The organism is Stenotrophomonas sp. GL_111 (assembly GCF_057835245.1).
On record NZ_CM174421.1, the window covers coordinates 469,154 to 492,984 of the forward strand.

Annotated in this window: 23 protein-coding genes; 12 read left to right on the plus strand and 11 right to left on the minus strand. The window is 67.1% G+C overall.

All coding sequences use genetic code 11. The annotated features are described in order from the left end of the window. Positions 1–11 precede the first annotated feature (11 nt). The 7 genes from AC3IPM_RS02060 to hglS all read left to right on the plus strand — a co-directional run bounded on the left by AC3IPM_RS02060 (position 12) and on the right by hglS (position 6,356). Positions 12–1,610 (plus strand): serine hydrolase domain-containing protein, encoded by a 1,599-nt coding sequence (locus tag AC3IPM_RS02060; protein WP_489302263.1) that lies wholly within the window; start codon positions 12–14, stop codon positions 1,608–1,610. After that, positions 1,564–2,298 carry a M15 family metallopeptidase gene (locus tag AC3IPM_RS02065; protein ID WP_489302264.1) on the plus strand — a complete coding sequence of 245 codons (735 nt, stop codon included), beginning with the start codon at positions 1,564–1,566 and terminating at the stop codon, positions 2,296–2,298. The genes AC3IPM_RS02060 and AC3IPM_RS02065 overlap by 47 nt, the downstream gene beginning before the upstream one ends. 71 nt (positions 2,299–2,369) lie before the next feature. Further along, positions 2,370–2,747, plus strand: coding sequence for a hypothetical protein (locus AC3IPM_RS02070; protein WP_489302265.1), 378 nt, complete (start codon positions 2,370–2,372; stop codon positions 2,745–2,747). Between the two features lie 220 nt (positions 2,748–2,967). Beyond that, the gene (locus AC3IPM_RS02075) at positions 2,968–3,387 is read left to right on the plus strand and encodes an EF-hand domain-containing protein (RefSeq protein WP_489302266.1); all 420 of its coding nucleotides are present in this window, start codon (positions 2,968–2,970) and stop codon (positions 3,385–3,387) included. A gap of 135 nt (positions 3,388–3,522) precedes the next feature. Further along, positions 3,523–4,272, plus strand: coding sequence for an HAD family hydrolase (locus tag AC3IPM_RS02080; protein WP_489302267.1), 750 nt, complete (start codon positions 3,523–3,525; stop codon positions 4,270–4,272). 31 nt (positions 4,273–4,303) lie between these two features. Beyond that, the gene (locus tag AC3IPM_RS02085; RefSeq protein WP_489302268.1) at positions 4,304–4,852 is read left to right on the plus strand and encodes a hypothetical protein; all 549 of its coding nucleotides are present in this window, start codon (positions 4,304–4,306) and stop codon (positions 4,850–4,852) included. Positions 4,853–4,988: 136 nt separating this feature from the next. Next, on the plus strand, positions 4,989–6,356 hold the full coding sequence (hglS, locus tag AC3IPM_RS02090) for a 2-oxoadipate dioxygenase/decarboxylase HglS (protein ID WP_489302269.1): 1,368 nt from the start codon (positions 4,989–4,991) through the stop codon (positions 6,354–6,356). Positions 6,357–6,543: 187 nt separating this feature from the next. On the opposite strand, the gene scpC is transcribed toward hglS, so the two are convergent. After that, positions 6,544–8,058: a succinyl-CoA:acetate CoA-transferase ScpC gene (scpC, locus tag AC3IPM_RS02095; RefSeq protein ID WP_489302270.1), complete on the minus strand. Its 1,515-nt coding sequence runs from the start codon at positions 8,056–8,058 to the stop codon at positions 6,544–6,546. Between the two features lie 320 nt (positions 8,059–8,378). Here scpC and glnE point away from each other — a divergent pair, with 320 nt between their 5' ends. Further along, positions 8,379–11,201, plus strand: a complete 2,823-nt coding sequence (glnE, locus tag AC3IPM_RS02100) for a bifunctional [glutamate--ammonia ligase]-adenylyl-L-tyrosine phosphorylase/[glutamate--ammonia-ligase] adenylyltransferase (protein ID WP_489302271.1) — start codon at positions 8,379–8,381, stop codon at positions 11,199–11,201. Positions 11,202–11,339: 138 nt separating this feature from the next. On the opposite strand, the gene AC3IPM_RS02105 is transcribed toward glnE, so the two are convergent. From AC3IPM_RS02105 to AC3IPM_RS02125, 5 genes are all read right to left on the minus strand, one after another. After that, the gene (locus tag AC3IPM_RS02105) at positions 11,340–11,894 is read right to left on the minus strand and encodes a queuosine precursor transporter (RefSeq protein ID WP_489302272.1); all 555 of its coding nucleotides are present in this window, start codon (positions 11,892–11,894) and stop codon (positions 11,340–11,342) included. 75 nt (positions 11,895–11,969) lie between these two features. Next, on the minus strand, positions 11,970–12,491 hold the full coding sequence (locus AC3IPM_RS02110; RefSeq protein WP_489302273.1) for a hypothetical protein: 522 nt from the start codon (positions 12,489–12,491) through the stop codon (positions 11,970–11,972). 31 nt (positions 12,492–12,522) lie between these two features. After that, positions 12,523–13,029, minus strand: a complete 507-nt coding sequence (locus tag AC3IPM_RS02115; protein ID WP_489302274.1) for a hypothetical protein — start codon at positions 13,027–13,029, stop codon at positions 12,523–12,525. A gap of 34 nt (positions 13,030–13,063) precedes the next feature. Beyond that, positions 13,064–13,927: a DUF2145 domain-containing protein gene (locus AC3IPM_RS02120; protein ID WP_489302275.1), complete on the minus strand. Its 864-nt coding sequence runs from the start codon at positions 13,925–13,927 to the stop codon at positions 13,064–13,066. Positions 13,928–13,963: 36 nt separating this feature from the next. Next, a complete protein-coding gene (locus tag AC3IPM_RS02125) occupies positions 13,964–14,932 on the minus strand; it encodes a mitochondrial fission ELM1 family protein (RefSeq protein WP_489302276.1) in 969 nt (322 codons plus the stop codon). A 130-nt stretch (positions 14,933–15,062) separates the two neighbouring features. Here AC3IPM_RS02125 and AC3IPM_RS02130 point away from each other — a divergent pair, with 130 nt between their 5' ends. From AC3IPM_RS02130 to AC3IPM_RS02140, 3 genes are all read left to right on the plus strand, one after another. Beyond that, a complete protein-coding gene (locus AC3IPM_RS02130) occupies positions 15,063–15,653 on the plus strand; it encodes a malonic semialdehyde reductase (RefSeq protein ID WP_489302277.1) in 591 nt (196 codons plus the stop codon). Positions 15,654–15,739: 86 nt separating this feature from the next. After that, positions 15,740–16,444 carry a YceI family protein gene (locus AC3IPM_RS02135; RefSeq protein WP_489302278.1) on the plus strand — a complete coding sequence of 235 codons (705 nt, stop codon included), beginning with the start codon at positions 15,740–15,742 and terminating at the stop codon, positions 16,442–16,444. A gap of 108 nt (positions 16,445–16,552) precedes the next feature. Then, complete coding sequence (locus tag AC3IPM_RS02140; RefSeq protein WP_489302279.1) at positions 16,553–17,380, plus strand: hypothetical protein; 828 nt, start codon at positions 16,553–16,555, stop codon at positions 17,378–17,380. On the opposite strand, the gene AC3IPM_RS02145 is transcribed toward AC3IPM_RS02140, so the two are convergent. From AC3IPM_RS02145 to AC3IPM_RS02155, 3 genes are all read right to left on the minus strand, one after another. Further along, the gene (locus AC3IPM_RS02145; protein ID WP_489302280.1) at positions 17,331–17,768 is read right to left on the minus strand and encodes a hypothetical protein; all 438 of its coding nucleotides are present in this window, start codon (positions 17,766–17,768) and stop codon (positions 17,331–17,333) included. The two genes, AC3IPM_RS02140 and AC3IPM_RS02145, sit on opposite strands and share 50 nt — an antisense overlap. A 58-nt stretch (positions 17,769–17,826) precedes the next feature. Continuing rightward, the gene (locus tag AC3IPM_RS02150; RefSeq protein WP_489302281.1) at positions 17,827–18,624 is read right to left on the minus strand and encodes a siderophore-interacting protein; all 798 of its coding nucleotides are present in this window, start codon (positions 18,622–18,624) and stop codon (positions 17,827–17,829) included. Positions 18,625–18,707: 83 nt separating this feature from the next. Further along, a complete protein-coding gene (locus AC3IPM_RS02155; RefSeq protein ID WP_489302282.1) occupies positions 18,708–19,217 on the minus strand; it encodes a PadR family transcriptional regulator in 510 nt (169 codons plus the stop codon). Positions 19,218–19,723: 506 nt separating this feature from the next. Here AC3IPM_RS02155 and aceE point away from each other — a divergent pair. Beyond that, positions 19,724–22,411 carry a pyruvate dehydrogenase (acetyl-transferring), homodimeric type gene (aceE, locus tag AC3IPM_RS02160; protein WP_489302283.1) on the plus strand — a complete coding sequence of 896 codons (2,688 nt, stop codon included), beginning with the start codon at positions 19,724–19,726 and terminating at the stop codon, positions 22,409–22,411. 214 nt (positions 22,412–22,625) lie between these two features. Here aceE and AC3IPM_RS02165 read toward each other — a convergent pair whose 3' ends face one another. Together AC3IPM_RS02165 and AC3IPM_RS02170 are read right to left on the minus strand one after the other, a co-directional pair. Next, a complete protein-coding gene (locus tag AC3IPM_RS02165) occupies positions 22,626–23,180 on the minus strand; it encodes a hypothetical protein (protein ID WP_489302284.1) in 555 nt (184 codons plus the stop codon). Beyond that, on the minus strand, positions 23,177–23,806 hold the full coding sequence (locus AC3IPM_RS02170; RefSeq protein ID WP_489302285.1) for a hypothetical protein: 630 nt from the start codon (positions 23,804–23,806) through the stop codon (positions 23,177–23,179). Before AC3IPM_RS02170 ends, AC3IPM_RS02165 begins: the two co-directional genes overlap by 4 nt. Between the last annotated feature and the right edge of the window lie 25 nt (positions 23,807–23,831).

Below are 23,831 nucleotides of genomic sequence, written 5' to 3' on the forward strand. Positions count from 1 at the left end.
AAGGGCGCAGCATGCTGAACATCGCGCGGACATCGGCACGCCGGCAGGGCCACTGGGCCCTGTTGGTTCTAGCTTTTGTGGTCTGCCCGGCCACCTGGGCCGTCGATGCCACGTCACGTACTGATGCTGACGCCGCCGCGTTCGCGCAGATGCTCGATCAGGTGGTTGAGCACGAACACCTGCCCGGGGCTGCGATGGCCGTGGTACAGGAGGGCCGCAGCGTCTTTGTCGGCACGCGTGGCGAGCGCCGCGCCGGCAGCGGCGAGGCCATCGATGCCGACACGCTGTTCAAGATCGCCTCCAACAGCAAGGCCATGACCGCCGCGCTGCTGGCGCGGCTGGTGCAGCGCGGCGCCCTGCACTGGGATGACCCGGTGCGCCGCCATCTGCCGCAGTTCCGCATGTACGACCCGTGGGTGAGCGAGCACATGCAGGTTCGCGACCTGCTCATCCATAACAGTGGGCTGGGGTTGGGGGCCGGCGATCTGATGCTGTGGCCCGAACCCAATGCCTTCACCCGCCAGGACATCATCGCCGGGCTGGGCCACCTCAAACCGGTCACCAGCTTCCGCAGCGGCTACGCCTACGACAACCTGATGTATGTGGTGGCCGGCGAAGTCGCGGCGGCAGCGGGGGGCAAGCCGTATGACCAGCTGCTGCGCGAGGAAGTGTTCGTCCCGCTCGGCATGCAGCGCTGCCAGGTGGGCGCTTGGTCGGTGGCCCAGGTGGGCAACGTGGCCCAGCCGCACGCCCGCCGCGAGGGACGCAACGTGGTTACGGCTGCCGATGACGAGATCAGCCCTGACCTCACTTCGATGGCCGCCGGTGGCATCCGCTGCAGTCTCAACGACATGACTCGCTGGATGCAGGTGCTGCTGGATCCCGGCCTGGTACCGGACTGGCTCGACGCACAGCAGCGCCGCGCGCTGTGGACCGCGCACATGCCCATGCCGCTGGGCGAGCGCCAGCGCCGTTGGGACAACGCGCACGTTGCCGCCTATGGCTACGGCTGGCGCCTGTCGGACCTGGACGGGCAATGGAAGGTCGCCCACACCGGCACGTTGTCGGGCATGTATTCCTCGGTGGCGCTGCTGCCCGATCGACGGGTGGGCGTGGTGATCCTCATCAACGCCGAGGCCGAGGATGCGCGCACCGCGCTGATGCAGGCCGCGCTCAAGCACTACACCGCACCGCAGGCCAACCCCGGCGTGCTCGACTATGCACGCCAGCTGCAGCGCGAACAGCAACAGCAGGCCAAGGCCGGGCACGTGCGTCCGGATACCCGTGGTCGCCGCCCCGCCAGCGTGCAGGCCACCGCGGTCTGGCAGGGACGCTACCGCGACCCGTGGCTGGGGCTGGCCAGCATCTGCCCGCAACAGGGCACCCTGCGCTTCAGCGTGGACAAGTCCCCACGCCTGCAGGGGCAGGTGATGCAGCTCGGTAGCCGCTGGCTGCTGCAGTGGGATACCCTCGGAGCCGATGCCGAGCCTTGGCTGCAGGTACAGCCGGGGTCCCCGCCTACGCTCACGCTGAGCGCCATCGACCCGGATATCGACTTCAGCTATGACTACCAGGACCTGCATTTCACCCGTATCGGCGATTGTCCGTAGCGCGTTGCTGCTGGCCGTGCTGGCCAGCGGCGTCGCCCACGCGCAGCCGGTGAAGATCGCGTTGGTGCGTACCCCCGAGCAGGCCGGCCTGGTCGAGATCCGCAGCCTGGCACCGGATATCGTGCTGGACATGCGCTACGCCGGCCCCAACAACTTCACCGGCCGCGCGGTGCCGGGCTACGAGGCTGAGAAGTGCTACCTGCTCAAGCCCGTCGCGCGCGCATTGGCCGCGGTGGAAAAGGACCTGCGCGCCTCCGGCTTTGGCCTGCGCCTGTTTGACTGCTATCGCCCGGCGCAGTCGGTGCAGGCCTTCGTCGACTGGGCGCACGACCCGCTGGAACAATCGCGCAAGGCACTGCAGTACCCGGGGCTGGACAAGCCGGCGCTGCTCGGCGGCTACATCGCCGAGTCCTCCGGCCATAGCCGTGGCGCCACCGTGGACCTGACGCTGCAGGACTGCCGCAGTGGCAACTGCAGCGCGCTGGACATGGGCACCGACTTCGACTTCTTCGGCCCGCGCGCGCATACCGACGCTTCCGACATCACCCCCATCCAGTACCGCAACCGCCAGCTGCTGCGCCAGGCGATGGAACGGCAGGGCTTTGCGAACTACCCGCTGGAGTGGTGGCACTACACCCTCAAGCCCGAGCCGGACCCGTACACCGCCTACGACGTGCCGGTGCGCTGAGCGCAGCTGCACCTGGCCGGCCCGCCATGGCGGGCCGCTACACTGTGCATCGCCCTCTCGACCGGACCACGATGAACCTGCCGCTGCACTTTGGATTGCTGGGCACCCTGGAAGCAGGCCTGATCGCGTTCGTGCTCGGTCTGCTGGTGTATGCGCTGTGGCATCGGCTGTGTCGCTGGGCAGACTGGTCGGCCGGCCACGCCATCGGCTGGGCCTGTGTAATCGCCGTGATCGGCGGTGCCGGTGTGGACGCCTGGAACCTGTTCTACATGGGCATGGTGCGGCTGGAGTCGCCGCTGTATGCGCGCCTGTTCCTGGCCACCATCCACGATCCCAACGAACTGGGCTCGCGGGTGGTGCTGGAAGTGGCGGGCGCGCTCGCCGGTGTCGCGTTGGGCTGGGTGATGTTCAGTTCGCGCTCAGGCGAAAAAAACGCCAACGAACCCTGAGGTTTCGTTTGGATCCGGTTAAATCCGGGGCCATTGAATGCGCGTCTTACTACCCGCTCACCTGCACATAACCAAGCGGGTAATCGACGCGCCTGCGCAGCGGGTTAAGACCGTGTGCGGATGCCGATCGCAGCGCAATGTCGATTCACAAACAGGTTGGCAGGGTGGAGGCCGTGCGGAGACAACGACCGTGCGAGACCCCTTCAAGGAGACCACCCCAATGACGATTCGCAACCGCAAGCCCCTGATCGCCCTGATCATCGCCGCTGGCAGTGTGTTGGCCATTCCGGCGATGGCCCAGTCGGCCAAGCAGAGCGCCGCGCAGGCACAGAACCAGGCCGCGCAGGCCCAGCAGGCTGCCGCCCAGGCCGGTGATGCGGCAGATTCGGCCGCAGGCGCTGCCGCCCAGGCTTCGGCGCAGGCCAACGGTGGCGGTGGCCAGACCTGGGCCAGCGTGGATACCGATGGCAACGGCAGCATCAGCAAGCCCGAAGCGCAGGTCAACGCGGGCCTGTCCCAGGTCTTCGACCAGGCCGACACCAACAAGGACGGGGAACTCACCCCGGATGAGTACAAGGCGTATGTGGCCGCCCAGCAGGGCAAGGCCGCCAGTGGCAGTGGTGCCCAGCCGGGCCACTGAGCCGGCACCGGCATGAAACCGTAGCAGGCAAGGGCAGACCACCGCTGGACACCGGTGGAACGCAGTGAGGGGGAAGGGCGGCTTCGGCCGCCCTTCTTTTAGGGATCGGCACGCCACAGTTGCTATCCTTGGCCGATGATGACTTCCATGCCTGCGCCCACCGGCGCCATCGGCCTGGTCGGTTTTGACGGTGACGACACGCTGTGGAAGAGCGAGGACTATTACCGCAAGGCCGAGCAGGATTACCTCGACATCCTGTCGCGCTACATCGACGTGCACGACACCCAGACCGCGCGCCATCTGCTGGAAGTGCAGCAGCGCAATCTCGGTGTGTTCGGCTACGGCGTGAAGGGCATGACCCTGTCGATGGTCGAAGCGGCCATCGAGATCACCCAGCAGATGATCAGCGCACGCGACCTGCAGCAGATCCTGGATATCGGCCATGACACCCTGCGCCACCCGGTCGAGTTGATCGACGGCGTGCGTGAGTCGGTCAGCGACATCGCCCGCGACTATCCGGTGGTACTGATCACCAAGGGCGACCTGTTCCACCAGGAAGCCAAGATCAAAATCGCCAATCTGCGCGACTTGTTCCCACGCATCGAGATCGTGTCCGAAAAGGACCCGGAAACCTACGCGCGCGTGCTGGAAGAATTCGACCTGCCAATCGCGCGCTTCTGCATGGTCGGCAATTCGCTGCGCTCGGATATCGAGCCGGTGATCACCCTGGGCGGCTGGGGCATCCATACCCCCTACGCGGTGACCTGGGCGCACGAGACCCAGCACGGCGTGGCCGACGACGAGCCGCGCATGGTGGAAGCCCCCACCGCTTTCGATTGGCCGCAGGCCCTGCGCGCCATCGAAGCCAAGGCGGCACAGGCCTGACCGGCATGCAGCGCCGCAGCGGAATCGCCCGATGATCCTGCGCGCGCTGCTCGTGCTGATGTTGCTGGCGCTGCCCTTGGTGGCCAGCGCGCAACAGACGGCGGAGAAGTCCGAGGCCTATGTGGTCGATACCGGCGATGCCTGGGTGGACGACCAGCTGCAGGACATCAACCATTACGCCGAGCGCTACCCGGACAGTTTCCTGGACGAGGTGGCGCGCTATGCCGGGGTCTCGCGCGGTTACATCGCCGCGCTGATGTACACCCACGGTTGGCAGGCCGGCGACATCTATTTCGCCTGCTTCTGGGCCAAGGCCATCGCGCGTTCCTGCCGTGACAGCGTGCAGGCCTGGAGCCGCGCGGTGCCCGACGAGGGCGAGCCCAAGCGTTGGGAGCGCGTGGTGGCCGGGTTGCCGGTCACCCCCACCAACGCGCACTGGCGCACCCTGCGCCACGCCATCGTGGCCAGCCATGACCACTGGGACCGCCCGGTGAAGCTCGATGCCACCCTGCAGCGCCAGCTCGGCAACCGCGCCGAGCGCGAACGGAACGCCGCCACCGCCGAATCCAAGCCCAGGTAGCGCCACGCCATGCGTGGCTGCACGCCCTCCCGTTGAACCGTGGCCTTTGCTGCTGTGCAGATCGCCGTCCGCCGCCGCCTCGGCGACAATGCCCAACTGCCGCACCTTCCCCCCGTGATCCGTTGCCGAGTACGTAATGAGCGCCGACCGTTTCGTTTCACCCGACGATATCCGCAGCCTGTTCGCCCAGGCGATGTCCACCATGTACCGCACCGAAGTGCCGCTGTACGGCACCCTGGTCGACCTGGTGGCCGAGATCAACGATGCCGTGCTCACCGCCGATCCGGCGCTGGTGGCACAGCTGGACCGCACTGATGAACGCGCGCGCCTGGACCAGGAACGTCACGGCGCCATCCGCGTCGGCACCGCCGAAGAGCTGGCCACGCTTGGCCGCCTGTTCGCGCTGATGGGCATGTACCCGGTGGGCTACTACGACCTGTCCGTGGCCGGCGTGCCGGTGCATTCCACCGCGTTCCGCCCGCGCACCGCCCAGGCCCTGTCGCGCAATCCGTTCCGCGTGTTCACCTCGCTGCTGCGGCTGGAACTGATCGACAACGTCGCCCTGCGCGAGGAATCCGCGCGTATCCTGGCCCAGCGCTGCATCTTCACCGATACCGCACTGGCGCTGATCGAACAGGCCGAGCGCGACGGTGGATTGAACGAAACCGACGCCCGTCGCTTCGTCATCGAATCGCTGGAGACCTTCCGCTGGCATGGCGATGCCACCGTGTCGCTGGCCACGTATCACGCGCTGCATGATGCGCATCGGCTGATCGCCGACGTGGTCAGCTTCCGTGGCCCGCACATCAACCACCTCACGCCGCGCACGCTGGATATCGATGCGGCGCAGACCGGCATGCTTGCGCGCGGTATCGATGCCAAGGCCGTGGTCGAAGGCCCGCCGCCACGGCGTTGCCCGATCCTGCTGCGCCAGACCAGCTTCAAGGCGCTGCAAGAAACCGTGCACTTCCCCGATGGCGACGCCGGCGATGCCGGTACCCACACCGCGCGCTTCGGCGAGATCGAACAGCGCGGCCTGGCGCTTACCCCCAAAGGCCGCGCGCTGTACGACCAACTGCTCGCCCAGGCGCGCGACAGCGGCGGTGCCGGCAGCACCGGGCAGGACTATCCCACCCGCCTGGCGGCTGCGTTCGTTGCCTTCCCGGATGACCATGCCACCCTGCGTCGCGAAGGCCTGGGTTATTACCGCTATGCGCTCACCGACGCGGGCCGCGCGGACCCTGCGGCCGTGGGCGAGCTGCCGGCCGAAGCGCTGATCGCCGCCGGGCTGGCCAGTGCCGACCCGATCGTCTACGAAGACTTCCTGCCGGTCAGTGCCGCGGGCATCTTCCAGTCCAACCTGGGCGGCGAAGAGCAGCGCGCGTATGCCGCGCATGCCAACCGCGAGGCCTTCGAACAGGCATTGGGCTTGAAGGTTGAAGACGAGTTCGCCATCTACGACCGCCTGCAGGCCGAATCGCTGGCGACCCTGCGGGCCGCCTGACGGCTACGCATCACCGGCCACGCTGCGGAACCGTCTGATCGCCCGTATCACCGACCATGCTGCGGGCCGCCTGATGGTAGTGCCGGCCGCTGGCCGGCTCCACGCATCACCGGCCGCAAGCACGGACTTGCGTTTGGGGGGCATGAAGAGCCGGCCAGCGGCCGGCACTACCGGGATGCGTTTCGCGTCACGCCTTCATCGTGCCCGTATCCAGCCACCGCTGGTGCCACGACAGCGCCTCGGGCAGCAGGTGCGGGGTGTGCTTGCCGTAGCTGTCACGGCTGGCACGCTCGAAGTAATCATTGAGCTGGTCGCGGAAATCCGGGTGCGCGCAGTTGTCGATCACCACCCGCGCGCGCTTGCGCGGCGGCAGCCCGCGCAGATCGGCCAGGCCCTGCTCGGTCACGATCACCGACACATCGTGCTCGGTGTGGTCCACATGGCTGACCATCGGCACGATCGCCGAAATGGTGCCGTTCTTGGCCGTCGAAGGGCTCAGGAACGCGGACAGGAACCCATTGCGCGCGAAGTCGCCGGAACCGCCGATGCCGTTCATGATCCGGCTGCCCATCACGTGGGTGGAATTGACGTTGCCGTACAGGTCGGCCTCGATCATCCCGTTCATGCCGATGCAGCCCAGGCGACGCACCAGTTCAGGGTGGTTGGAGATCTCCTGGGTGCGCATGATGATGCGCTCGCGGTAGAAGTCGATGTTCTCCTTGAACGTCTCGTTCGCCTGCGGGCTCAGCGCAAAACCGGTGCACGAGGCATAGCTCAGCACGCCATCGCGGAGCAGGTCGAGCATGCCGTCCTGGATCACCTCGGTGAACGCGCTCAGGTCGCGGAAACCGCTCTTGGCCAGGCCGGCCAACACCGCATTGGGAATGTTGCCCACGCCGCTCTGCAGCGGCAGCAGGTTGGCCGGCAGGCGGCCCTTGGCCACTTCGTGCTGGAGGAAGTCGATCAGGTAGGCGGCGATCTGCTCGCTGGCGGCATCGATCGGACTGAACGGGCTGTTGCGGTCCGGGCCGTTGGTGCGTACCACCGCCACGATCTTGTCCGGGTCGCAGCGCAGCGCGGTCTCGCCGATGCGGTCGTTGGCATGGATCAGCGGAATCGGCTTGCGGTGCGGCGGCAGCGCGGTGCCGTAATAGATGTCGTGCATGCCGTCCACGCCGGCCGGCTGCCACTCGTTGACCTCCACGATCACCTTTTTGGCCAGGTCCAGCCAGGTCTTGTTGTTGCCCACCGAGGTGGAGGGCACCAGCGAACCGTCCTCGCGGATCGCCGAGACCTCGATCACCGCCGTGTCGATCTCGCCATAGAAGCCGAACCACACATGCTGGGCCACGTGGCTGAGGTGGATGTCGATGTAGTCCAGCAGGCCGGCGTTGATGCGGTTGCGCGCATCCGGGTCGCTCTGGAACGGCATGCGCATGGCGATGCCATCGGCCTTGGCCAGCGCACCGTCCAGCTCCGGCGCGGTGGAGGCGCCGGTCATCAGGCTGATCTGGAACGGCAGGCCCTGGGCGTGCACCGCCTCGATGCGCTGGGCCAGCGCGATCGGCACCGCCTTGGGGTAACCCGAGCCGGTGAAGCCGCTCATGGCGACGGTTTCACCCGGCTGGATCAGGGCGGCGGCAGCTTCGGCGGAGACAACGCGGTCACGCAGACGCGCGTTTGCAATGCGATCGACAGACATGACGACAACGTTTCTGGGGGGATCTGCATTATCGGCGATCCACGCCGGGGCGGGTGTGCGACCAAGGTGGGATGGCGTTTGCACGATCCAGGTCCCTGTTCAGCTGAGCGATGAACTTCTGTACCCGCAAGTTTCGTTTTGCAGTGCAGCGTGCAACTTATCGGCCGACCCTAGAAGATCGACCTGCATCCCGACGTGGGGGAGGGAGCAGAGCCCGCTGGCAGTTCGCTGCAAGCGGGCTTTTTTATGTCTGGCGTCCTGACCCGGGCGCGCCGATGGGCCTGCCGCCGCGGCACGCGCCCGCCCTGCATAATCCCCGCATGCCGATTACTGCCGACGCCGTCCCCGCCTCCCTCGTTCCCCTGGTTGACCGCGCGCTGGCGCGCCTGGCCCTGTCGCTGACCGAGGGGGGGCACTGGCCGCCTGACGCCGACGTGCTCGACCGCGTGCGCCTGCTGGCGATCACCAGCGATTTCGCCATCGACACCCTGTGCCGTCAGCCGGCACTGCTGTCGCATCTGGCCCAGCCGGACTGCCCGCCGTTGCCGCCGCCCGTGCTCGACCCCCAGCAGCCCAGTGAGTGGCCGCAGCGCCTGCGCCGCTACCGCACCGCCGCCTCCACCCGGCTGATCTGGCGCGACCTGGCCGGGCTCGACGACGTCCCGGCCACCCTGGCCGGCGCCACCGCGCTGGCCGAAGACTGCCTGGGCATCGGCCTGGCCGCGCTGGAGCAGGAGTTCGCCGGCCGCCACGGCGTGGTCAGAGCCGCCGACGGCAGCGCGCAGCAGCTGGTGGTGTTCGGCCTGGGCAAGCTCGGTGGGGGCGAGCTGAATTTCAGTTCCGACGTCGATCTGGTCTACGCCTATCCGCAGGGTGGCGAGTCCGATGGCGCCCGCCCGTTGGCGGCCGAGGAGTACTTCGCCCGGCTCGGCCAGCGCCTGGCGCGGCTGCTGGATGAAACCACCGTGGACGGCTTCAGCCACCGCGTCGACCTGCGCCTGCGCCCGTTCGGCAGTGCCGGGCGCGTGGCGCTGTCCTTCGCCGGCATGGACCAGTACTTCCAGCGCGAGGGCCGCGACTGGGAGCGCTACGCCTGGCTCAAGGCGCGTGCGGTGGCCGGTGACATCGCCGCCGGTGAAGCCTGGCTGCAGACCCTGCGCCCGTTCGTCTACCGCCGCTACCTGGACTTCACCGCGCTCGACGGCCTGCGCGAGATGAAGGCGGCGATCACCGCCGAGGTGTCGCGGCGCGAGATGCACGACGACATCAAGCGCGGCCCAGGCGGCATCCGCGAAATCGAATTCCTCTCGCAGGCGCTGCAACTGATCCGCGGTGGCCGCGAAGCCAGCCTGCGCGAGCGCCGCCTGCTGCACGCGCTGCCGGCGCTGGTGGCCTGCGGGCAGATGGCCGCGCAGGATGGCGAGGACCTGCTGCACGCCTACGCCCACCTGCGCCGCCTGGAAAACCGCCTGCAGATGCTGCGCGATGCGCAGACCCACGCCCTGCCCACCGATCCCACCGACCGCCTGCGCATCGCCTGCGGCCTGGGCTACCCGGACTGGGATGCGCTGTTGGCTGCGCTCGACGTGCAACGCGAGCGGGTCAGCACCGAGTTCGCCGCGTTGCTCGCCCCGCGCGCCGGCCAGGCCGCCCCGGACGCGCTGGCCAGCTACTGGCGGGGCCTGCCCGATGGCGGCCATGCCGAGGTGCTGGCCGACGCCGGTTTCCACGACCCGCACAGCGCCGATCAATCGCTGCGTGATTTCGCCCAGTCGCTCGGCGTGCGCGCACTGTCGGACAACGCCCGCGCCCGGCTCGACCGCGTGCTGCCCGCACTGCTGCACGCCGCCACCCGCTCACCGCAGCCTGACGCCGCGCTCAAGCGCGTGCTCGGCCTGTTGCAGGCCATCCTGCGCCGCACCAGCTACCTGGCCCTGCTCGACGAACAGCCCAGTGCGCTGGCGCGGCTGGTCGACGTGCTCGCGCGCAGCGCGCTGCTGGCCGAGCGCCTGGCCGCCTATCCCTTGCTGTTGGACGAACTGCTCGACGTGCGCGTGTCCGGGCCGATGCCGGATGCGGCGGCGATGCAGGCGGAGTGCAATGCCGCGCTTGCCATCGATGACCCGGAAGGCGCACTGCGCCTGCTCAACGAAACCCGTTTGGCGCTCAGTTTCCGCATGGCGCTGGCCGCACTCGATGGCCGCCAGCATGCCGTCGACAGCACCCGGCAGCTGGCCGAGCTGGCCGAGGCCGTCGTCGTCACCGCACTGGCGATGGTGCAGGCGGACATGCAGCGCAGCCATGGCGACATCCCCGGCGGGCGTTTCGCCATCATTGGTTACGGCAGCCTGGGCGGGTTGGAGCTGGGCTTCGGCTCGGACCTGGACCTGGTGTTCCTGCACGACCACCCGGCCGACCAGGAAAGCAGCAACGGCCCGCGCCCGCTCGATCCCAGCCGCTGGTACGCGCGCCTTGCGCAGAAGGTGATGGCCTTGCTGGGTGCGGTCACCGCGGCCGGCCGCCTGTACGACATCGACGTGCGCCTGCGCCCGGATGGCGGCAAGGGCAGCCTGGTGTCCTCGCTGGCCAGCTACACCGACTACCAACGCGAACGCGCCTGGACCTGGGAGCACCAGGCCCTGGTGCGCGCGCGCGGCATTGCCGGCGATGCCAGCCTGTTGGCTGATTTCGAACAGGTGCGCAGCGACACCTTGGCACGCCCGCGCGACGCCACGGTGCTGTACACCGACGTGATCAAGATGCGCGCGCGCATGCGCGCCGAACTGGACCGCAGTGATGCCGGCCGGCTGGATCTCAAACAGGGCACCGGTGGCATCGTCGACCTGGAATTCCTGCTGCAGACCGGCGTGCTCGACAGCGCCGCGCAGCATCCGCAGCTGGTGCAGCCGCGCGACACGCCGCGCCTGATCGACGCGTTGGCCGACATCGCCTGGCTGCCCGGCGGCACCCGTGATGGCTTGCACAGCGCGCATGCCGCGCTGCTGGATGTCGGCCTGTCGTGCACGCTGGACCGGCGCCCGCGCCTGGCCGCCCCCACACCGGCATTGGAAGACGCGCGCGCCATCATCAGCGCCGCCTGCGAAGCGGCAGGCCTCCCCTTCGAGTCCCCACCCGGGGGGTAGAGCCACGCCATGCGTGGCTGCCCTTCGTCCAGCACCGCGAAGCCACCCATGGGGTAGCTCTACCACCAGCACATGGGATGCATTGCGGGTGTCCACATCACCGCGGGGTAGCGCCACGCCATGCGTGGCTGCCCTTGCCTACACCGTGCGCGGCGCCATCCGCCACAGCAACGCGCGGAACGGGGCCAGCAGGAATACGCCAATCGCCAGCTTCACCGCGAGGTCGCCCGCGGCCCAGCTCACCCACGGCAGGCTGGAGCCGGCAAAGGCGATGCTCCAGAAAATCGTCGTATCCAGCGTCGCGCTGCAGGTGGTGGCCACCATCGGCGCACGCCACCAATGGCCACGGCGCAGCCGGTCGAACACGGTGATGTCCAGCAGCTGCGCGGCGATGAAGGCCAGGCACGAGGCCACCGCGATGCGCGGGGTGGCGATCCAGATCGACAGCAGTACCGCCAGCGCGAAACCGGCCCAGGCCACCTTGCGTGCGGCCTGCGGCCCAAACCGACGGTTGATCAGGTTGCTGACCAGGAATGCCACCGGATAGCTGAAGGCGCCCCAGGTCAGCCAATCGTTGATCGGGTACTGCACCAGCACGTTCGAGCCCAGCACCACCGCGCCCATGGCCAGCACCGCCAGCAGCAGCGCGCGCACGGTCAACGGGGCAAAGGCGGGGGAAGGACGCACAGGCATGGCGCACCGGGGAAGGCGGGGAAGCCGCGGATTATCCCGGCTGGGGCGGCGCAGGGCCACCCCGGCCCGGTTCACTTACCAGCGTTCGCTCAGGTTGCTGGCCGCCGCATCGGCGGTGGGCAGGAACGCCAGCGGGGTGCCATTGGCCGCCGCCACCGTCCAGCCGGCCCCAGCGGGGGTCGGCTCGAAGGCCAGCACGTCGCCCACCGTTACCTCGGCGGCCGGGTTGTCCGGGCGCGCCGGCCAGGCCAGCACGGCCAGCTCCCCAGGCGCCTGCGGGTTCTGCAGGGCCACCTGGTAGCCGCCATCGGCCAGGTGCTCAACACGCTCCACGGTCAACGGCGGCAGCGGCCCGGCCTTGGTGCCGGTCGCATTGGCAAAGCGCGCGCGGCGCTCGGAGCCCTTGCGCGCCTTGTTCAGCCCGGCCGAGGTCAGCCAGATCGGCGCGGTCACCACCGCCAGGCTCGCCACCGAGGTGATCAGCACGCTGCTGGCCACCGGGTGCTTGCTGCTGGGGTAGACCTGCGCCTGCGCGCTCGGCGCATGCAGCACCAGGGCCAGCATCGGGGCCAGCGCCAACATCGATATCCGTTTCATCTGCTTTCTCCTGAAAAAGGTGGGAGCCGGGTTACCACTGTTCGCTCAGCTGCCCGCTCGCGGCCTGCGGGGTGGGCAGGAACGCCAGCGTGGCGCCGTCGGCGGCGGTCACCATCCAGCCCGCCGCCTGGGCGGTGGGGGTGAAGGCGAGCATGTCGCCCACCTTGAGCTGTGCGGCGGGGTTGTCGGCGCGGGCCGGCCAGTTCAACAGCGCGTTCTGGTCCGGGGCATCGGGGCGCTGCAGCGCCACGTGGTAGCCGCCATCGGCCTGGGCCTCCACCTTCTGCACGGCCATCGGCGGCAACGGTGCGGCCTTGTCCCTGGCGGGCGTGTCACGCCGCGAGGCATCGCCGACCTTCTTCGCACCCGCGGCCACCAGCAACACCGGCGATGCCGCCACGAACGACACGGCATACACACTCACCACCGCGCTCACCGCCGAGGTGTTTTCGCCGTTGCCAGCCGCAGCGGGCGTCGCGGTGGTCAACTGCAGGCCGAGTACGGCGATGGCCAGCGCAGATACGTTCAACAGTTTCACGGTAGGACTCCTGGGTAGGGAAAGGGCAAGCCGTTCAAGGCTTCGGTGCGGAAATACCGGCGACCGCCACATGCGGTACCGACAGTTCCTGTTGCAGCCCCTTCTGCTGCTGCAGGAAATCGAACACCGATTCCACCGTCACCACCGAATAGTTGCCCGAAATGCGCTCGCTGGCCGGATGGTCAGTCACCGCCGCATTGGGTACGAAGAAGCGTGCGCCCAACCGCTTGGCCACGCCGATATGCAACGTGCTGGGTTGGTAATCGTGCTGCTTCAACCAGCCCTGCACCTGGGTGCGGTTGACGATCAGCGTGCCGTCCTGGTTCTGCGCCAGTGCGGCCGCCAGCACCTCCAGCACCCACTGGTTGGAATTCTGGTACTCGGTGCGGAACGGATACGCCACCACGCTGTAGCGCGCTTCATGCAGCGCACGCGCCTGGATGCCGGGCTTGGTCAGCATCGCCTTGAGCGTGTCGCGCACGGCCGGCGTGGGCACGCCGATGCGCAGATCGGTATGGCTGGAGGTTTCACCAATGAACGTGGCCACGCCTTCGCGGAACAACTGCGATTCGGCCGTCTTGCACGGATTGAGCAGGTGTACGGCACGCCACTGGCCATCGTCTTCGCGCAGCAGGAAGGCCATGTGGCTGTGGCGCAAGCCGTACTTGCTCAAGTCCTGGCCGCCGCGTGCGATCAGCACCACGTCCACGCCGTCCAGCGCATCCAGGCGTTCGCTGGCATCCAGCGCCACATCGAACATCGAAGCCAGCGCCGCCGGTGTGGGGTAGCGCTCGATGCATTGCGGTTCGGCCTGTGCGATCGACACCGTGCCGAGCAGGCCCGCACACAGCAGGAGGCGACGCAGGCGGATCAGCAGAGCGGGGCGGGGCACATCCATGTCACAGGTTCTCCTGCGGCACCGGCCGCCGCCGCATCATACCGACAGCAGACGCTCGCCAACCTGTACGGCAATCCGGGCGGTCTCGCGCAGCGGTTCCATCCGCCCTTCGGTGTGCCAGTCCAGCCAGCGCGTCTGCAAGCGGCCGCGTGCATGCAACGCCTGCTGGAAGCGTGCCAGCCGCCCCTGCGCCTGTGTCGCCAACGCCACCGCCACCGGCATGCGCGTGGCGCAGGCCTCGGACAGCAGGTTCACCGAATCCGGCGACACCACCACGCGGTTGGCCCAGCCCAGCAACCCGGCATACGGGTTCACGCCATCGCCGCCATCGCCCCAGATCACATGCGGCACGTCGGCGAAGGCACTCCGCAGTGCGCCGACCAACGCGGGCGGAGTACGCCGTGACGTGGTGGCCAGCAGGCTGCCGCCCTCGGCGCGCAGCTGCGCGGCCAGTTGCTGAAACACCTGCACCATGTCCGGCTCATGCCAGGGCGCATGCGGGGTGGGGCCGCCCACCAGCAGCGCGGTGCGTGGCCCGGGCAGTTCACTGAAGGTGGCAAAGGCTGCGCGGCCGCAGGCCAGCCAGTCATCGTTGACCGGGTTGAGGCTGCCCAGCAGGGTCAGCACGTTGTCGCCGCGCAGGCGGTCGTGCTCGGGCACCACCAGCAGGTCCCAGTGGCGGGTGCCCAGGCGCGGGTCGAGAATCTGCACCACCTTGCTGCCGCGTCGGCGCAGCTCGCGCAGCGCCCCGGCCGCCTGGCGGCCACAGCCGATCGCCAGCGGTGGCGGCTCGGCCGCCAGCAAGGTGAACGCCTCGCCGTAGCCCTGGGCCGCGCCCGGCAACCAGCGCGGCGCCACCCAGCGCCAAGGTGCGCGCGGGCGCAACACCAGCGGGCGATGTGCACCCAGCTTCAATGCAGAAGCCAGCGCCACCGCCTGCCGGACATTGCCGGCACGGCCGTCGGTGATCGTCCAGGGCGGACTCCATCGTTTCACGTATGGCATTAATTCGTTTCAGTCAGGCTGGGTGTTGCAACTGTCACGACACTCTACACTGCCAGCCTTCGCCCATCGCGAGACCGTTCTGCCCTGGCAGCCGGCACCGCGCAGGTTCCCCCTTTTCTCTGGAGGCTTCATGTCCCACGTACTCGACGATGCTGCGCTTGACCAGTTGTTCCGTACCGCCCGCACCCAGAATGCCTTCCTCGACAAGCCGGTCGAAGACAGCCAGCTGCAGGCCCTGTACGAACTGCTGAAGTGGGGCCCCACCGCGGCCAACTCCAGCCCGGCACGTTTCGTGTTCGTGAAGTCCGCTGAAGCCAAGGCCAAGCTCGCCCCGGCTCTGTCCGAAGGCAATCACGACAAGACCCTGGCCGCCCCGGTCACGGTGATCATCGCCTTCGACGAAGACTTCCACGAGAAGCTGCCCTTCCTGTTCCCGCATGCCGACGCCAAGTCCTGGTTCGACGGCCCGCGCGAAGGCCGCACCGAGTCCGCGTTCCGCAACGGCAGCCTGCAGGGCGCCTACCTGATCCTGGCCGCGCGCGCGCTGGGCCTGGATGCCGGCCCGATGTCCGGTTTCGACCCGGCCAAGGTCGACGAAGCCTTCTTCAAGGGCACCACCGTGAAGGCCAACTTCCTCGTCAATCTGGGTTACGGTGATCCTTCGGGCCTGTTCCCGCGGCTGCCCCGTCTGGCCTTCGACGAAGCGGCCCGCATCGAATAAGCGTTACCGCCGGATCTGGCCCGTCCGTGCGGACGGGCTGTTGCCTCACCTTTCCTTATTCCCTTTGCATTCGAGAGAGACCTGACATGACCGTGACCCGCAAACTGCTGTTGCCGCTCGCCCTGACCCTGGCCATCGCCGCCTGCTCCAAGCCGGCTGAAGAAGCTGCCGCCCCGGCCGCCGATGCGCCGGCCGCTGCTGAAACCGCCCCGGCCGCTGCTGCTGCCGACGCTGCTGCTACCCCGGCCGCCGCCGCCATCCAGATCGCGTCGGGCACCTACAAGCTCGACCCGAGCCACACCGACGTGCTGGCGCAGTGGAGCCACTTCGGCTTCTCGCACCCGACCGCCCACTTCGGCGCGGCCGAAGGCACCCTGGTGTATGACGCCGCCGACGTGACCAAGTCCACCGTGGAAGTGAAGCTGCCGCTGACCGGCCTCAACAGCTTCACCGCCAAGTTCGACGAGCACCTCAAGAGCGCCGACTTCTTCGACGCCGCCAAGTTCCCGGCTGCTTCGTTCAAGAGCACCAAGGTCGAAGCCAACGGCACCAACAAGCTCACCGTCACTGGCGATCTGACCATCAAGGACATCACCAAGCCGGTGACCCTGGATGTCACCATCAACGGCGGTGGCGAGCACCCGATGGCCAAGGTGCCGGCCGCGGGCTTCGATGCCACCACCACCATCAAGCGCAGCGATTTCGGCGTGGGCGCGTACGCCCCGAACGTCAGCGATGAAGTGAACATCCGCATCACCACCGAAGCCACCGGCGAAAAGCCGGCTGCTTGATCGGCGTCACTCACTCGTCGTGAGATGAAGCAGGAAGCCCGCCGCAAGGCGGGCTTTCTTTTACTATCCCTGCTCCGCGCGCAACACCGCGCACTCAGGAGCACCCCCGTGCAAGACGCACACTACTGGCTGATGGAATTCTGGACCGGCCTGAGCCTGCTCGACCTCATCGGCGGCAGCCTGCTCGGCACCGTCATCGGCCTGGCCCTGGGCATCGCCACCTGGCGCGCGCTGCATCGCCGCGGCTGGCTCGCCCGCAACAACCGCTGGCACCATTGGGGCATTGCCACCTATGTGGTCATCCTGCCGCTGCTGTTCACCGCCACCGGCCTGCAGCTCGGCTTCGTCGCGGGTGCGCAGCGCGCCCTGTACAAGCAGATCGATCATTTCCAGCCGCACCTGCAGACCCTGGTCAGCAGCTGGCAGGCCGATTTCGAGCGCTCACTGGACGACCGCAGCCTCGCCGCGCTGATGCGCAGCGACGCCACCGTGCACGACGTCGCCCGCGATGCCGTCGATAGCTACCTCAGCGCACATCCGTTGCCCGGCGCGGCCTACCTGCAGGGCGAGGGCTGGGTGATGCATTGGACCCGCAGCGGCCTGCAGCGCCTGCGCGGCGCGCTGATGTCGCAATGGGTGGAAGACAGCCTCACCCAGGAAGCCGGCCGCAGCGGCGTGGACAAGAAAGTCTTCCGCGAAGCGCTCGGCATGCGCATGAACGAACTGCTGCACACCCAAGGTGTGATCCGGCTGCTCAAGGCGCAGCTGGGCAGCATGATGCCGGGCATCTACTTCGGCCTGCTGCTGCCCCTGATGATCGTGATGGCGCTGGTGCTGCTGGAAATCTGGCTGTCCACCCGTCAAGGCTGGCGCCGCACCGCGCAGCTCACTGCGCCGACAACTGCCCGGCCAGCTTGCCCAACCACAGCGTCGTGAAGTCGGTGGGCGTGCGCCGGGCCGGCGCCGTCATCCCCGAGTCGCGCAGGAACGCGTGCGTGGCCTGGGCGTAGTTCTGCCGGGCAATCAACGCCGCCTGCTTCACCGACGCCTGCTGCTTGCGCAGCTGCACGATCTGCAGGCTCGGCTTACCCGGTACGGCGTACTTCTGGTAACGGCGCAGTTCGTCGGCCACCAGGCGGATATCGGTGTTGGCCTGCAACAGCGCCACCTGCGCCTGCGCCAGCGGCACCAGGGCGGTGCGCAGCGGCACGATGTCCGCGCCTACCGAGGGCACCAGCGTGGTCAACGCCGCATCCAGGGCGGCATCGGCGCGCCCGGCGCGGTCGATCAGGTCGGTCAGGGCCGAAGAAGAAGCTGCTTGCATGGAAAAGGGCACCGGCCAAAACGCGATTGTCGCATCCGCGGCCGGTGCCCGTCGCGGCTCAGTCGCCGTCGTGCTCGTCGGCGTGGGCCTTCCAGTAGCCGGTCGAGCGGATCCAGTCCTTGGGCACGCCCAGGTGGCCCTCGATGTACTTGCGCATCATCCGCGCCCGCCGCGATTCGGTAGCGATCCAATAGAACGTATCGCCGTCGGGCTGCTCGAAATCGGTCAACACGTCCTCCAGCAGCGTGCTGGTGGCCGCATCGAACCCGTTGCGCTCCAGCCAGGACACCCGGATCCGGTCGTCTTCCGGCAGGTCCTGGCGGTCGTCCGCCTCGGGAATCTCGATATACACATCGGCCTGCGCCCCGGCCGGCAGCGTCTCCAGCCAGCGGCTGATCGCCGGCAGCGCGGTTTCATCACCGATCAGCACGTAGGTGTCGTAGTCCGGCGCGGTCATGTGCGAGCCGCGCGGCCCGCCCACTGCGATGGCGTCGCCCGGCTTGGCGTTGGCCGCCCAGCTCGAGGCCACGCCATGGCCGTGCATGACGAAATCCAGCGCCAGCTCCAGGGTTTCCAGGTCCCACCAGCGCGGGGTGTAGTCGCGCGCCGGCGAGGGCGTCTGCCCTTCCGGGTAGCGCGGGCCTTCCGGGGTCATCGTCGGCACCACGAACTGGCCGTCCGCATTGGGGAAGAACAGCTTCACGTGGTCATCCGGCGAGGGTGACACAAAGCCCTCCAGCGCTGGCCCGCCCACGATCACCCGGCGCATGCACGGGCTGATCTCCTCGGTGCGCAGCACCTGCAGCGGGCGGAACTTCACGGTATGACGCAGCAGTTTGTTTTCGTGCAAAGCCATGGGGGGCACCTGTATTCAATGCGCCGCGGCGCGGCGAAGGGGGAAGACCTGGCTGGCGGAGGCGGGCTGGGTCAAAGCAGAAATCATGCGGTACGGCCCTGTGCGCGGACGGTGGCGGCCGCCTCGCGCAGCGCCTGCGCCACCGCGGTGGCGTTGTCCTCGTGCCAGCGGCCATGGCAGTAGGCCAGGGCGTGTTTCAGTTCGCGCAGCGCCTCGCGCACGCTCGGCGGCAGGTTGGCCTTGGTGATCGTGCGCGCGCTGTCGCGCACCCGGCCCAGCGCCGCGTCCACCTCTTCGCGCTGCGCGGCCAGTTCGGCCAGGCCCAGCGCGCTCAGCTGGTAGCGCTTGCGCCCGGCGTCTTCCACCGCGCCCACCCAGCCGGCCGCCTCGAACTGCGCCAGCACCGGGTAGATCGAGCCCGCGCTGGGCGTATACACCCGCACGAACATCTCGCTGATCAGCTGGATCAACTCGTAGCCATGGCGCGGCTGCTCGGCCAGCAGCGAAAGCACCAGCAGGCGCAGGTCGCCGCGGCTGAGCGGGCGTGCGGTCAGCGGGCGGGCAGGGCGGTCGAGGTCACGCGGAGCGGTCATTTCGATATATCGAATGAAGTGACGGAACGATATATCGAAAAGTCGCTGGGGACCAGCAACTGAAGACGCACGGCAGGGATGCGTTCAGGTCAATCCGCCGCGCCCGGCCATGCCCGGCTGGCCGCGCAGCGCACCGCAATTCCCATGGTCGGCCGCCCCTCACCACCGCGACGGTGCGTGCCCCGCATGGAACGCTCCGGCCCCAATCCCCTCGCAGCAGCGGCGTCCCGCGCCCGCAGCCGCCGGGCAGCAGGCCCTCAGCGCCGCCGCCGCACCCTTGTCTCCCCTGTCCCGCTGCCGCATTCCGGTCATCGCGCACCGCGAAGCTGAAACCGCGTATGGAGCTTCAAGGCAGCGCCAACCCCCTGTCGCCCCGTGTCCCTGCGGACAGCCCCTGCGACTTCCATACGCACCCGTAGCGAAGTAAGCAAACCCTATGGTGCGCTACACTTTGCGGCTAGAAATCTAAAACAGTCGCGCGCGTGCGTGCGGTCATGGGAGCGCAAATGAACTGGTTGAACGAGGTGCTGAGCAACGACCCGAATCCTGTGGAAACCCAGGAATGGATCGAGTCGCTGAAGGCCGTTATTGATGTCGAGGGCCCTGAGCGCGCGCATCAACTGTTGGAAGGCATGGTGGAACTGACCCGTCGTTCGGGCGCCTATCTGCCGTTCTCTCCCACCACCGAATACGTGAACACCATCGCGCCGACCCTGGAGGCCAAGAGCCCGGGCAACGCCGAACTGGAATGGCGCATTCGTTCCATCATCCGCTGGAACGCGATGGCCACCGTGGTCCGCGCCAACCGCAAGCCGGGCGACCTGGGCGGCCACATCGCCTCCTTCGCCTCCGGCGCCACGCTGTATGACGTGGGCTTCAACCACTTCTGGCGCGCCCCGAGCGACAACCACCCCGGCGACCTGCTCTTCATCCAGGGCCACAGCGCCCCGGGCATCTATGCGCGTTCCTTCCTGGAAGGCCGCATCGATGAGCAGCAGCTGGACAAGTTCCGCATGGAAGTCGACGGTGGCGGCCTGTCCAGTTACCCGCACCCGTGGCTGATGCCCGATTACTGGCAGACCCCCACCGTGTCAATGGGCCTGGGCCCGCTGGCCGCCATCTACCAGGCGCAGTTCCTGCGTTACCTGGAAAACCGTGGCCTGATCGAGAAGTCCGACCGCAAGGTGTGGTGCTTCATCGGCGACGGCGAGAGCGACGAGCCGGAAACCCTGGGCGCCATCGCGCTGGCCGGCCGTGAAGGCCTCGACAACCTGATCTTCGTGGTGAACTGCAACCTGCAGCGCCTCGACGGCCCGGTGCGCGGCAACGGCAAGATCATCCAGGAACTGGAAGGCGTGTTCCGTGGCGGCGGCTGGAATGTGATCAAGCTGCTGTGGGGCGGTTACTGGGATGCCCTGCTGGCCAAGGACACCAACGGTGTGCTGCGCAAGCTGATGATGGAAACCGTCGACGGCGAGTACCAGAACTGCAAGGCCTTCGGCGGCGCCTACACGCGCGAGCATTTCTTCGGCAAGTACCCGGAAACCGCTGCGATGGTCGCCGGCCTGTCCGACGACGACATCTGGCGCCTCAACCGGGGTGGCCACGACCCGCACAAGGTGTACGCCGCCTACCACGAGGCCGTGAACACCAAGGGCATGCCGACCGTGATCCTGGCCAAGACGGTCAAGGGCTACGGCATGGGCAGCGCGGGTGAAGCGCTCAACCCGACCCACCAGACCAAGAAGCTGGATGATGAAGCCGTCAAGCATTTCCGCGACCGCTTCAACATCCCGGTGACCGACGCGCAGCTGGCCGATGGCCAGGTGCCGTTCTACCACCCGGGCCCGGATTCGCCGGAAGTGCAGTACCTGCAGGAACGCCGTGCCGCCCTGGGTGGTTACCTGCCGCAGCGCCGCCGCAAGGCCACCAAGAGCTTCAACGCACCGAAGCTGGAAACCTACGAGCGCCTGCTCAAGAGCAGCGGCGAGCGCAGCTACTCCACCACCATGGCCTTCGTGCAGAGCCTCAACATCACCCTGCGCGACAAGGAGCTGGGCCCGCACATCGTGCCGATCGTGGCCGACGAAGCCCGTACCTTCGGCATGGAAGGCCTGTTCCGCCAGATCGGCATCTACGCCCCGTTCGGCCAGAAGTACAAGCCGGTCGATGCGGACCAGCTGATGTTCTACCGCGAAGACCAGAGTGGCCAGGTGCTGCAGCAGGGCATCAGCGAGCCGGGTGCGATCAGCTCCTGGATGGCCGCCGGTACCAGCTACTCGGTCAGCAACGTGCCGATGCTGCCGTTCTACATCTACTACTCGATGTTCGGCTTCCAGCGCGTGGGCGACATCGCCTGGCAGGCCGCCGACATGCGAACCCGTGGCTTCCTGCTCGGCGGCACCGCCGGCCGCACCACGCTGAACGGCGAAGGCCTGCAGCACGAAGATGGCCACAGCCATCTGGCCGCCGGTGGCATTCCCAACGTGCGCAGCTATGACCCCACCTTCGGCTTCGAAGTGACGGTGATCCTGCAGCACGGCACCAAGGCCATGATGGAAGACCAGATTGATGAGTACTACTACATCACTCTGATGAACGAAAACTACACCCACCCGGAAATGCCGGAAGGCGCGGCCGAAGGCATCGTCAAGGGCATGTACCTGCTCACCGACGCCGGCAAGCCGAAGAAGGGCGAGCTGCGCGTGCAGCTGCTGGGTTCGGGCACCATCCTGCGCGAAGCCATTGCCGCGGCCGAGCTGCTGGAGAAGGACTTCGGCGTCACCGCCGACATCTGGAGCTGCCCGAGCTTCAACGAACTGCGCCGCGATGGTTTCGACGCCGAACGTTGGAACCGCCTGCACCCGGAAGACACCCAGCGCAAGGCGTTCGTCACCGAACTGCTGGAAGGCCGCCAGGGCCCGGCCATTGCCGCCACCGACTACGTGCGTGCCTATGCGGACCAGATCCGCGCGTTCGTGCCGATGCAGTTCACTGCGCTGGGCACGGATGGGTTCGGCCGTTCGGACACGCGTGCCAACCTGCGTCGCTTCTTCGAGGTTGACCGGTACTACATCGCGCATGCGGCCATTGCGGCGCTTGCGAAGGATGGGAAGATGACCGGGAAGGATGTGGCCCGGGCGATCAAGCAGTACAAGATTGATCCTGAGAAGGCTAATCCTGTCGGGGTTTGATTTTTAGCTAGCTGATTGACGTGAAAAGGGCGGCCATAGGCCGCCCTTTTCTATTGCTAGTTACCTGGGTTTGATAGCGACAAGACCTGGGTGTTGTCGATTTCTCATTGCTCAGCAAGGTACCGACGTTTCTCCCGGCCTGAGTCGAGACAAGGTTGAGAGACTGACACCATGAATCTGACCGGCCAGCTACTCACATGCCGTAGTCCAGGAGTCAACTCGGTAAGCGGTCGCTTGAATCTTCATTCATTCCGCCAGCATGCGAAGCAATAGCATTCTCAGCAAATGACGGTGATCCGGCGTTCCACATTATCTCCAGCAATGTGGCTTCATACTTGTTGTTGAAGGGCCTCGTGCCCTGCGCATGCATGAATTCCTTCAGCGCCGCTGTCATCGCCTTGAACTCTCCATATAACGGCTCGGCGCTCTGTAGGTGCTCAATGAAGTATCCCCATTGCGTGTCATTGATGATCCCTGAGCTACCTCCAGCGTCCCGTATGTACGCAGCAGCATTCTGATAGTTCGTCACTCCTCGCCTATCGATCCCCGCGCACATGACGTACGCCTTCGATATCAGAACTGGGGGGTGTTCCTTGAGCTTTGCCGCCACATAATCAGCGAACGAGGTATCAGCATCTGGCCCGGATCCCGGTGCCTTGAGAAAAGCGAACACTTCGTCCATCTGCTGCGCGGTCAGACCAAAGCCATCATCCTTGCGTGCTGTATCGAACGCTACGCGAGCGAAGTCGTCGAATGTGAACTTCGTCATAGCGCAGGCCACGCTCTCGGCGAGGACTGTACAAATACATCCGCAAGGACGGCAATGCCCAGTGGCGAAACCGGCAGATTCCTTGAAATGGGTATGCCGACTGCTGTCAGTGCAGCGGTCGTTGTGATCACCTTGTAGCGCATATTCTCCTCGCTGTCGGGCTGGCCCGCGTAGGCCAGGGCCATACCCCTAGCAAGCCCTCGCAAGAATGATAGATCGTCACCTTCGTGGCGGATGGCCCGTTTCAAATCCAACACTGAGGCAACAAGCCAATCGTGACCAAGGTCGAAGGTGAAGATCCACTCTCTGTGGCCTGCCGCATCGACCAGTGCGTCGGGTCCCAAGAAGCCCAGCCGCCAGGTCATTCGCTGATTGCGATAGAACGCGAACTGGTACTCCGTGACTCGTACGCCATTGGTCAGCGTATCCATTTGAATTCTTGGGTGGGGGATCACGAGCCCTGACGCGGGGTCGAAGGCCGCGCCCGCGCGGAACTGAAAATCAAGTGCTTCTAGAGCAGCGTCAGCAGCGGGCTGGCCGGCTGTATCTCCGGCGGACGAGACGGGCCCCAGTTCGGAACGCTGGTCCCGTGAGAAGAGACGATTGGAAAAGCGTTTGATCAACATCTACTGAGTCCTATTGTCTGTCCAT